Annotated in this window: 8 protein-coding genes and 1 pseudogene; 6 read left to right on the top strand and 3 right to left on the bottom strand. The window is 74.3% G+C overall.

Annotation, left to right across the window (positions count from 1 at the left end; translation table 11 throughout):
* Position 1: 1 nt before the first annotated feature.
* The gene (locus JKP75_RS13110) at positions 2-1405 is read right to left on the bottom strand and encodes a serine hydrolase (protein ID WP_200490818.1); all 1404 of its coding nucleotides are present in this window, start codon (positions 1403-1405) and stop codon (positions 2-4) included.
* 139 nt (positions 1406-1544) lie between these two features.
* On the opposite strand from JKP75_RS13110, the gene JKP75_RS13105 reads away from it, so the two are divergent.
* On the top strand, positions 1545-2894 hold the full coding sequence (locus JKP75_RS13105; RefSeq protein ID WP_200490819.1) for an ammonium transporter: 1350 nt from the start codon (positions 1545-1547) through the stop codon (positions 2892-2894).
* A gap of 85 nt (positions 2895-2979) precedes the next feature.
* On the opposite strand, the gene JKP75_RS13100 is transcribed toward JKP75_RS13105, so the two are convergent.
* Positions 2980-3600, bottom strand: a complete 621-nt coding sequence (locus JKP75_RS13100) for an XRE family transcriptional regulator (RefSeq protein ID WP_309229814.1) — start codon at positions 3598-3600, stop codon at positions 2980-2982.
* Between the two features lie 122 nt (positions 3601-3722).
* Between JKP75_RS13100 and JKP75_RS13095 the strand changes: the two genes are divergently transcribed.
* Positions 3723-4880, top strand: a complete 1158-nt coding sequence (locus tag JKP75_RS13095; protein WP_200490820.1) for an AAA family ATPase — start codon at positions 3723-3725, stop codon at positions 4878-4880.
* Positions 4881-4970: 90 nt separating this feature from the next.
* Here the strand turns inward: JKP75_RS13095 and JKP75_RS13090 are convergent, their stop codons facing one another.
* Positions 4971-6548: an HNH endonuclease signature motif containing protein gene (locus tag JKP75_RS13090; protein ID WP_200493148.1), complete on the bottom strand. Its 1578-nt coding sequence runs from the start codon at positions 6546-6548 to the stop codon at positions 4971-4973.
* A gap of 303 nt (positions 6549-6851) precedes the next feature.
* Here JKP75_RS13090 and glnT point away from each other — a divergent pair, with 303 nt between their 5' ends.
* From glnT to JKP75_RS24660, 4 genes and pseudogenes are all read left to right on the top strand, one after another.
* Positions 6852-8237, top strand: a complete 1386-nt coding sequence (gene glnT, locus JKP75_RS13085) for a type III glutamate--ammonia ligase (RefSeq protein WP_309229813.1) — start codon at positions 6852-6854, stop codon at positions 8235-8237.
* A 33-nt stretch (positions 8238-8270) separates the two neighbouring features.
* Positions 8271-9164: a hypothetical protein gene (locus JKP75_RS13080; protein WP_200490822.1), complete on the top strand. Its 894-nt coding sequence runs from the start codon at positions 8271-8273 to the stop codon at positions 9162-9164.
* Positions 9152-9883 carry a hypothetical protein gene (locus tag JKP75_RS13075; protein WP_242471263.1) on the top strand — a complete coding sequence of 244 codons (732 nt, stop codon included), beginning with the start codon at positions 9152-9154 and terminating at the stop codon, positions 9881-9883. Before JKP75_RS13080 ends, JKP75_RS13075 begins: the two co-directional genes overlap by 13 nt.
* Positions 9884-10057: 174 nt before the next feature.
* Positions 10058-10534: pseudogene (locus JKP75_RS24660) on the top strand (glutamate synthase-related protein); the annotation flags it as partial.
* Positions 10535-10567: the final 33 nt, after the last annotated feature.

The following is a 10567-nucleotide window of genomic DNA, read 5'->3' as shown; positions in this document are numbered from 1 at the left end:
GTCATCGCCCGAGCGCGTCAGGGAGGGACGCCGTCCGGCGGTGGGTCACCCCGCCCAGGCGCACCGCGGTCACCGTCCCGCTGCCGTCTCGCTCCAGCCGGACCAGCTCGCCGGCCGCCCCGAACCCGGGCTGGGCTGCCAGCCGCAGCGTGCCGTCGTCGACCACCTGCGCCTCCTCCATGCCGTGCAGGGGGTCGGCGAGCGTGGGGCGCAGCAGCACCAGCCGGCCGCCGAGCTCGGCGACGTCGAGCACGCCCCACAGGCCGGTGAACCGGCCGGTGAAGGCGCTCGGCGGCGGGGCGTCGGCCGGGGGTGGCGGCACCTCGGCGCGCGGGGTGAGGGCGGCGTCGACGAGCGCGACCAGGCCGTGCGCGAGCTCCTGCGCGGGTCCGTCGATCGCGTTGGTGAGCACGCTGACGACCAGCCCCGCGGTGGGGTCGGCGAGGGTCAGGGTGATCTGGCCGGGCCAGCCGCCGCTGTGCCCGACCAGGGCGCGCTCGCCCACGGTGGAGAGGTCGACGCCGAGCCCGTACCGGCCGACCTCCTTGCCGTAGGCGGTGACCACCGAGTCCAGCCGCTGCATCACCCGCTTGGCGTCGTCCGGGATCAGCCGCTCGTCGCCGTGCACGAGCGCGGCCTGGGCGAAGGCGCTCAGCTCCTCGGCGGTCGACCAGAACCCGGTGGCCGGGGCGTAGGCGCCGGTGGGAGCGTGCCCGAGCACCTGCCGGGTCTGCGCGCCGAGCAGCAGCGCGGTGTGCCCGGCGGCGTACTCGTCGGCGCGGGCCGGGTCGTGGTCGGCGCCGGTGCGGGTCAGGCCGAGCGGGGTGAGGACGGCGTCGCGCACGTGCTCGGCGAAGGGCCGGCCGGTGACCGCCTCGACGGCGAGCCCGACCAGCGCGTAGCCGACGTTGGAGTACTTGAAGCGCTCGTTCCGCCCGTGCACGACGCCGTCCGGCAGGACCTCGTCGAGCAACCGTGCGCGGTCGGGGAAGGCCGCCTCCAGCTGCCAGAAGTCGGCGTGCGCGCCGTCGCGGGTGACCCCGGACTGGTGGCCGAGCAGCTCGCGCACGGTGGCCCGCGCCAGGGGCGAGCCGGCGAGCTCGGGGACGTGGGTGCCGATCGGGTCGTCGAGCCGCATCCGGCCGGCCTCGACCAGCTGGAGGACGGCGGTCGCGGTGAACGTCTTGGAGTGCGAGGCGACGTGGAAGAGGTGTTCGGTGGTGAGCGGCGCGCCGGTGCCGGCGTCCGCGACGCCGACCGCCGCGGAGAGCAGCAGCTCCCCACCCGAGCGGACGGCGACCTGCACGCCCGGCACCCGGCGGTGCGCGGCCTGCGTCTCGAGCCAGGTGCGCAGGTAGCCCGCTGCGGCGCGGGTTGTCGCGGTGGGGTCGGCGCTGGTCGTCACGCCGTCGAGCGTGTCACGGGCGGCGCACCCGGTTCCCGCCCGATGTCACGTGAACGTCACCGGGGATGACCGCGCGGGCAACACACGGGCCGTCTACTGCCGCCTGACAGCGACCACCACCAGTGAACGAGGGGTTCCCGTGGACGTCGGCAGCACTGCATTCATCCTCGCGGCCACGATGGCCGTCGCGCTCATGATCCCGGGCCTGGCGCTGTTCTACGGCGGCATGGTCTCGTCCAAGGGCGTGCTCAACATGATCATGATGGTGTTCGGCGCCGTCGCGGTCGTGGGCATGCTCTGGACCCTGTTCGGCTTCTCCGCCGTCTTCGGCGACTCCTACGGCGGCGCCGGGTTGCTCGGCGACGTCACCGAGTACGCCGGGCTGGGCTCGCTCGTGGCCGGTGACGAGGCGGCCGCGCTGCCGCCGGCGCTGGTGGCGGTGTTCCAGGCGCTGTTCGCGGTCATCACGACCGCGCTCATCGCCGGCGCGGTCTCCAGCCGGGTGCGGTTCGGCCCGTGGCTGGTGTTCGCGGGGCTGTGGGCCGCGCTGGTCTACTTCCCGGTCGCCCACTGGGTGTTCGCGTTCGACTCCGCCGACGGCAGCGTCTCCGGCGGCTGGATCGCCAACACGCTGGGCGCCGTCGACTTCGCCGGTGGCACCGCGGTGCACATCAACGCGGGCCTCGGCGCACTGGCGCTGGTGCTCGTCGTCGGCAAGCGGGTGGGCTGGCCGCGGCAGGCCCGGCCGACCAACCTGCCGCTGGTTGCCCTCGGCGCCGGGATGCTGTGGTTCGGCTGGTTCGGGTTCAACGGCGGCTCGGCGCTGGCGGCGGGGAACAGCGCGGCGGTCGTCATGCTGACCACGTTCAACGCCACGTGCGGGGCGATCCTCGCCTGGCTGCTGGTGGAGAAGCTGCGCGACGGGCACGCCACCACGCTCGGCGGGATGTCGGGCGCGATCGCCGGGCTGGTCGCCATCACGCCGTCCTGCGGGGCGGTGACCCCGCTCGGCGCGCTGGCGGTCGGGGCGATCGCCGGAGCCCTCTGCCCGCTGGCGATCGCGCTGAAGTACCGGTTCGGCTACGACGACTCGCTCGACGTCGTCGGCGTGCACCTGGCCGGCGGCATCATCGGCACCCTGCTGGTCGGCTTCTTCGGCTCCGCCGAGGCGCCGAGCGGCCGCGCCGGGCTCTTCTACGGCGGTGGGCTGGACCTGCTCGCCGACCAGGCGATCGCGACGGTCGCGGTGGTGGCCTACAGCTTCACCGTCTCGCTGCTGATCGCGTTCGCCCTGCACAAGACGCTGGGGCTGCGGGTCTCGCCGGAGGCGGAGGCGGCGGGCATCGACCTCGACCAGCACGCGGAGGTCGCGTTCGACCTCGAGGGGAGCGTCCAGACCCCGGGCACCGCGCCCACGCCGCAGGCCGTCGTCGCCTCGGCGGAGGCGCTGGTGGCACGGTCCGCCGCGGAGGGTCAGCCGACCAGCTGATCCACGGCGGGGGCGAGGGGCCGGCAGCGGGGGATGCCGGCCCCTTCGTCGTGCCCGGGGGTGTGCCCGGTCGTGCGGTCCGGGCTCAGGAGACGTGGCCGTAGGCGGTGACGGCGAGGAAGCGGACCGGCAGCTCGATCAGCTCGGCCGGGCCGTGCGGCCCCTCGCCGTCGAAGACCAGCGAGTCGCCCGGGTGCATCTCGTAGCGGGCCTGGCCGTGGCCGTAGATCATCACGCCCTCGAGCACGTAGAGGAACTCGGTGCCGGCGTGCTGGAAGAGCGGGAAGACCTCGCTGGCCTCGGTGAGGGTGACCAGGAGCGGCTCGAGGCGCTTGTGCTCGCCGCGGAGCGCGCCCAGCAGCTGGTAGAGGTGGCCGACGTTGCTGCCGCGGCGGGCGATCTGCGCGCCGTGGCCGGCCGGGGTGTGCACGGCCTCGCGCTGGTCGTCCAGGCCGCGGAACAGCGCGGTCACCGGGACGGCGAGCGCGTCGGCCAGCCGGGCCAGGCTGGAGAGGCTGCACGAGGTCTGCGCGTTCTCGATCTTGGAGAGCATCGCCTTGCTCATGCCGGTCAGCCGGGCCAGCTCGGCCAGCGAGATGCCCTTGGCCAGCCGCAGCTCGCGGACGCGCATCGCGATGACGTCCTCGAGGTGGCCGCTCGGCGTCTCGTCCGGGGCGGTGGCCGCGGGCTCCGGGGTGACCTCCACCGGTCGAGCATAGGTCGGAGGGCCAGGCCCGAACGGCGCGGCAGCGAGAACGTAACGGGCGGGTAACCCGTCCGGGGTGCTGCTAGCGGGGTCGCGTCGGGCCGCCCCGCTACGGTCGTGCGGTGCTGCAGACGGTCGCGGTCGAGGGGTACCGCTCGCTGCGCAGCCTGGTGGTCCCGCTGGCTCAGCTGACCGTCGTCACGGGCGCGAACGGCTCGGGCAAGTCCAACCTCTACCGGGTGCTGCGACTGCTGGCAGCCACCGCGGACGGGGGAGCGGTGCGGGCCCTCGCGGCCGAGGGTGGCATCGCATCGGTCCTCTGGGCGGGGCCGGAGCGTGCGGCGGACGACGAGGACCTCTCCGGCTCGGTGCGCACCCGGCCGGTGGCCGTGCGGATCGGGCTCGGCGGCGACGACCTCGGCTACGCCGTCGACTTCGGCCTCCCGGTGCCGGACAGCACCTCGATGTTCCAACGCGACCCCGAGATCAAGGAGGAGGTCGTCTGGGCCGGCCCCGTGCTGCGCCCCGCGGCCCTGCTCAGCCGGCGCGCGGGGTCGGCGGTCATGACCCGGGAAGACGGTCGATGGCTCGACACGGGCCGGCGGCTGGCCCGGCAGGACAGCCTGCTGGCCGAGGTGTCCGACATCGAGAGCGCACCCGAGGTGCTGCGGGTGCGCAACCGGGTGCGGGGGTGGCGGTTCTACGACTCTTTCCGCACCGATGCCGGGGCTCCGGCGCGCCGGGCCCAGCCCGGCACGTTCACGCCGGTCGTGGCCGACGACGGTGCCGACCTGGCCTCGGCGCTGCAGACGCTGCGCGAGCTCGGGCACGCGGAGGAGCTCGACGCAGCAGTGGCCGGCGCCTTCCCCGGCAGCCGGCTGGAGGTCGTCGACCAGGACGGGCTGTTCCGGGTGCGGCTGCGCCAGTCCGGGCTGCTCCGGCCGCTGGACGCCGCCGAACTTTCCGACGGCACGCTGCGCTTCCTGCTCTGGACGGCGGCGCTGCTCACCCCGCGGCCCCCGGAGCTCTTCGTGCTGAACGAGCCCGAGACAAGCCTGCACCCCGACCTGCTCCCACCTCTGGCGGAGATGGTGGCGAGCGCGGCCGTTCGCGCCCAGGTCGTGGTGGTGACGCACTCCGCCGCGTTGCGCGGACTGCTGGCTGCGGCCACGGAAGGCGCCGATGTCGCGGACCTGCACCTGGTCAAGGAGAACGGGGAGACGCGCGTCGACGGCCAGGGCATGCTCGACCGTCCCCTCTGGCGCTGGCCGTCGCGGTGAGCCGCGCACGTCGGTAGCGCGCCGTCGACCGGGTGCGCGGATGCGTCGTTCCGGGCTGAGGGATGACGCATCCGTGCGCCCCGTCGGGGGTCAGAAGGGCGGGGTGTCCTCGGCGACCGGGCTGGGTCGGGGTGAGGGCAGGGCTCGTTGCTGCTGGGGGTGGCGCAGGCCGGGTGGGCGGGTGGTCCTCGTGACGCCCGACGGTGTGGTGACGGTGAGGGTGCCGTCGGGGTGCATGCGGTAGCGCCAGCGGCGGGCGAAGGTCTTCAGCCGGTGGTGGGTGCGGCACAGGCAGCACAGGTTCTGGCAGGTGGTTCTGCCGCCGCAGTTGTAGGCGAGGACGTGGTCGGCGTCGGTGCGGCCGGCGGGTTGGCCGCAGCCGGGGTGGCGGCAGGTGCGGTCGCGCAGCCGCAGGAAGCGTTCCTGCGCGGGCGTGTGGTGATAGCCAGGGACCTCGGGTGGGGGGCCGAGGGCGGGGCAGGAGCAGTCCGCGTCGCGGCCGTGGGTGGTGCAGCCGCGGGCGGCGAGGCGGGCGAGTTCGGCGGGGGTGGTGGTGGCCAGCAGCGCGCCGTCGTCGTCGGTCAGCGCCACGGCCAGGCTGCCGCCGGGCGGTGCCTGGACGCCGAGCGCGCCGAGCTGGGCGAGCAGTTCGCGCAGGTGCGCGGCGGTGATCGGGATGCTGCCGAGCTGCGGCATCCCCTCGCCCAGCTGCCGTGGGTCGGTGCCCGCCCCGGTGGCGCCCGCCCCGTAGTCGTCTCGCGCTCCCGCCTCTCCCGCGGAGTCGGCGGCGCCCATCCCTCCCGGGGACCCGGGCCGCCGCAGCGCGGAAAGCGGAGCGGTGATCGTCAGGTGCCCGGTCATCGCCGGGCGGCCGTCGTCGCCGGTGCGCAGCACCAGGGCGGCGTGCGCCTCGGCGCGCAGCACCCCGATCGGCCGGTCGTCCCCGGCGGTGCGCGCGAGCTGCGCGGCTTGGTCGATGACCGACCACATCGCCGCGGCCACGGCCGAGGGGGCCTCGGTGGTCAGCGCCGACATCCCGTCGCCGGTCGGGTAGATGCGCACGGCCGCTCGGCGTTCGGCTTGGACGCGGCGGCGTTCGGCGAACTCCTCGTCCGCGGCAATCGCCGCCGCGACCAGCCGGTTGCGCAGCTTCCCCGACGACAGGCCCGCGGCCTCCGGCAGCACCGCCGCCACCACCGCGGCAGCGACCTCATCCATGGCGCCGGCGAGCACGTCGGCGAACACCTGGGCCCGGAACCAGTCCAGCCGCCCCGCGGCGCAGGCGGCGTGCACCGCCGGCATCCGCGCCACCAGCTGGAAGGCATCGGACAGCAGGCCGACCGCGTACGGGCGCCCGCAGTTCAGCACCAGCGCCACCTCGTCGGGCAGGAACTCCGACGTCCCCGGCACCGGTGAGCCACCGCCGCGGCGCCGCGCGCCGGGATGCCCGGGTGGCGGGTCGTCGGTGTCGGGCCGGTCCGCGGCCAGCGCCATCAGCAGCTCGGCCTCGTAGGCGTCGTCCATCGCCTTGCGGGCCCGCACCCGCTGCAGCTCGGTGACCTTCTGCTCGGTGGTCAACCGCTGGACCGGCAGCCGCTCGACCGACGGCTCCCGCCACAGCAACCACTCGATCAACCCGCCCTCGGGCTGCTCCGCGGTCACCGTCATGCAGCCAAGCTACGGAGAGGGTCTGACAATTTTCGCTGCTCAGCGGCCTGCGGGCCGAGAAGTTCTCGACAGCTCGCCCGGTGGTGCTACCCGGTCGGGCCCGCCCGGCGAGCCGGTCCCCGCGGTCACCGCGGGCAGCCGGTCCGCCGCGGCCGGGGTGCGGCTGCGCCAGCACGCGAACGAGCTCATGGGACACGACGCAACACGAAAACCCCGCAGGGGTAACGCCGGCGAAACGGAGCCCCCGTCTACTCCTATGCGACAGAGGTTCACAGCAGTGAACAGCGCTCGCCGGAGGTCCCCGTGTCGCTCACCGCCGCCCGCCCCGACGCCCCGCCGGTCCTCGAGCAGGTCCCGCGCACCGCCGAGGCGCCGCTCGCGGAGACAACCCCCGACCTGGCCACGCGCGCCCGCGCCGACGGCGTCGAGTTCATCCTCGCCCTCTTCGTCGACCTCACCGGCAAGCCGTGCGCCAAGCTCGTCCCGATCGAGGCGGTCGAGGAGCTGCAGACCGACGGCGTCGGCTTCGCCGGCTACGCCGTGGGCGCGATGGGGCAGGAGCCGCGCGACCCCGACCTCATGGCGATCCCGGACCCGTCGTCCTACATGCCGGTGCCGTTCCTGCGACCAGGCCTGGCGATCGTGCACTGCGACCCGCACGTCGAAGGCGCGCCGTGGCCCTACGCCCCGCGGGTCATCCTGCGTCAGCAGATCGCGCGGGCCGCCGAGCTGGGCCTCGAGCTCAAGGTCGGCGCCGAGGTCGAGTACTTCCTCGTCGAGCGCGCACCGGACGGCACGCTGCGGCCGGCCGACGCCAAGGACACCGCCGAGCGCCCCTGCTACGACGCCCGTGGCCTCACCCGCATGTACGAGCACCTCACCGCGGTCTCCAAGGCGATCAACTCCCTCGGCTGGGGCAACTACGCCAACGACCACGAGGACGGCAACGGTCAGTTCGAGCAGAACTTCGCCTACGCCGACGCCCTGACCACCGCCGACCGCGTCGTCACCCTCCGGTACCTGCTCTCGGTCATGGCCGAGGAGCGCGGCATGACCGCCACCTTCATGCCCAAGCCGTTCACCGACCGCACCGGCAGCGGGCTGCACCTGCACCTGAGCCTGTGGCGTGACGGCGCACCCGCCTTCCCCGACGGCGGCGACTCGCGCGGCCTGGGTCTGAGCCCGCTGGCCTACTCCTTCGTCGCCGGCCTGCTCGACCACGCCTGCGGCCTGCAGGCGGTGCTCGCCCCCACGGTCAACTCCTACAAGCGCACCGGCGCCACCTCCACCCGCTCGGGCGCCACCTGGTCCCCGCGGACGGCGACCTACGGCGGCAACGACCGCACCCACCTGCTGCGCGTCCCCGACGGCAACCGCGTCGAGCTGCGCGGCGGCGACGGCTCGGCCAACCCCTACCTCGCGGCCGCGGCCGCGCTCGCCGCCGGCCTGGACGGCATCCGCCGCAACCTCGACCCGGGCGACCCCGGCGCCACCAGCAGCAACCCGCTCCCGCCGACCCTCCTGCACGCCGTCGAGCAGCTCGAGGCCGACGCCGTCGTCGCCGGCGCCCTCGATGCCGCCGGCCCCGGGGTCAGCAGCTACTTCGCCGGGCTCAAGCGCGACGAGTTCTTCGAGTGGCACGGCCAGGTGTCCAGCTGGGAGGTCGACCGCTACGTCACCGCCTTCTGACCCGCGCCTACCGAGAACCAGAAAGGAACACTCATGTGCGGGATCGTCGGGCTCCACCTGCGGGAGCCCTCCCTCCACCCCCGGCTCGGCGAGCTGCTGACCGGGATGCTCTGCCAGGTCACCGAGCGCGGCCCGGACTCCGCCGGCGTCGCCGTCTACGGCGACCCCCGGTGGTCACCGCCCGGGCACGCCTCGGTCTCCCTCCTCCCCGGGACGACGGCCCCCGACCAGGTGGCGACGGCGCTGCGCGGAGCAGTCCCCGACGTCACGGTGGTCGACGCCGGCCAGACGCTGGTCGTGCACGCGCCGGTCGACGTCGACACCCTCGTCACCGCCGTCCGCGCCGCGCTGCCCGACGTGCTGGTCATCGGCTCGGGCGAGGACGTCGCCGTCCTCAAGGGCGTCGGCCACCCGCAGCTGCTCGCCGCCGAGTTCGGGCTGGCCCAGGCCCAGGGCTTTCAGGGCGTGGCGCACACCCGCATGGCCACCGAGTCCGCCGTCACCCCGGCGCACTGCCACCCGTTCTCCGTCGGCGCCGACCAGTGCCTCGTGCACAACGGCTCGTTCGCCAACCACGCCACCATCCGCCGCGAGCTCGTCGCCGGCGGCGCGGTCTTCGACTCCGACAACGACTCCGAGGTCGGTGCGCGGTTCGTCGCCGCCCAGCTCGCCGCGGGCTACGACCTGGAGAAGTCGCTGAAGCTCCTGTGCGAGCGGTTCGACGGCTTCTACACGCTGCTGGTCTCCACCAGGGACAGCTTCGCGATCGTCCGCGACGCCATCGCCTGCAAGCCCGCCGTCGTCGCCGAGACCCCCGAGTGGGTCGCGATGGCGTCGGAGTACCGCGCCCTCGCCGGACTCCCCGGCATCGAGAACGCCCGCATCTTCGAACCCGAGCCGGAAGAGGTCTACGCATGGCAGCGCTGAGCGACGTCCTGATGGCGGCCCCGGTCCGCCCGGAACCCACCGTCGTCGACCTGTCGGTGACCGACGTCCGGCAGCTGAACGCGGCGCTGCACGCTCCCGACGTCGCCGAGACGACGCCGTCCTGGCGGGTCACCCACCCCGACGGGCGGCACAGCATCGCCGTCGGCCTGGACGCCGAGGTGACCGTGGAGATCGACGGGCACGTCGGCTACTACTGCGCCGGCATGAACAAGACCGCCTCGGTGACCGTGCACGGCAACGCCGGCGTCGGCGTCGCCGAGAACATGATGAGCGGCACCGTGCGGGTGCGCGGCAACGCCAGCCAGTCCGCCGGCGCCACCGCCCACGGCGGGCTGCTCGTCGTCGAGGGCTCCGCGGCCGCCCGGTGCGGCATCTCCATGAAGGGCGTGGACATCGTCGTCGGCGGCGACGTCGGGCACATGAGCGCGTTCATGGGCCAGGCCGGCCGGCTCGTCGTCTGCGGCGACGCCGGCGACGCGCTCGGCGACTCGCTCTACGAGGCCCGCATCTACGTGGCCGGTTCGGTGAAGTCCCTGGGTGCGGACTGCGTCGAGAAGGAGATGCGGCCCGAGCACCGCGCCGAGCTCGCCGACCTGCTCGCCGCCGCCGGCATGGCAGCCGACCCCGCCGACTTCCGGCGCTACGGCTCGGCCCGCCGGCTCTACAACTTCTCCGTCGACCACGCCTCGGCGTACTGAGGGGACGACCCCGTGACCAGCCCGAACCCCGCCCTGCGCGAGTCCGCCACCTTCGACCGCGCCACCATCGCCGGCATCCAGCGCGCCGCCGAGACCGGCATCTACGACATCCGCGGCGGCGGCGCCAAGCGCCGCGTCCCGCACTTCGACGACCTGCTCTTCCTCGGCGCGAGCATGTCCCGCTACCCGCTCGAGGGGTACCGGGAGCGGTGCGACACCGACGTCGTCCTGGGCGACCGCAACGCCGCCTACCCGCTGCACCTGTCCACCCCGGTGACCATCGCCGGGATGAGCTTCGGCGCGCTCTCCGGCCGGGCGAAGGAGGCGCTGGGCCGCGGCGCCAGCGAGGTCGGCACGTCGACCACCACCGGGGACGGCGGCATGACACCGGAGGAGCGCGGGCAGTCCAAGCACCTCGTCTACCAGTACCTGCCGTCGCGCTACGGGATGAACCCCGACCACCTGCGCATCGCCGACGCGATCGAGGTCGTGCTGGGGCAGGGCGCGAAGCCCGGCGGCGGCGGCATGCTGCTCGGCCAGAAGATCACCGAGCGGGTCGCCGGCATGCGCACCCTGCCGATGGGGGTCGACCAGCGGAGCGCCTGCCGGCACCCGGACTGGACCGGCCCGGACGACCTGGAGATCAAGATCCGCGAGCTGCGGGAGATCACCGACTGGGAGAAG

The sequence above is a fragment of the Blastococcus sp. TML/M2B genome (assembly GCF_016612865.1).
GTDB lineage: Bacteria > Actinomycetota > Actinomycetes > Mycobacteriales > Geodermatophilaceae > Blastococcus.
The sequence above is the reverse complement of the archived record's forward strand: the minus strand, read 5'-3'. Positions and strand labels throughout refer to the sequence as shown.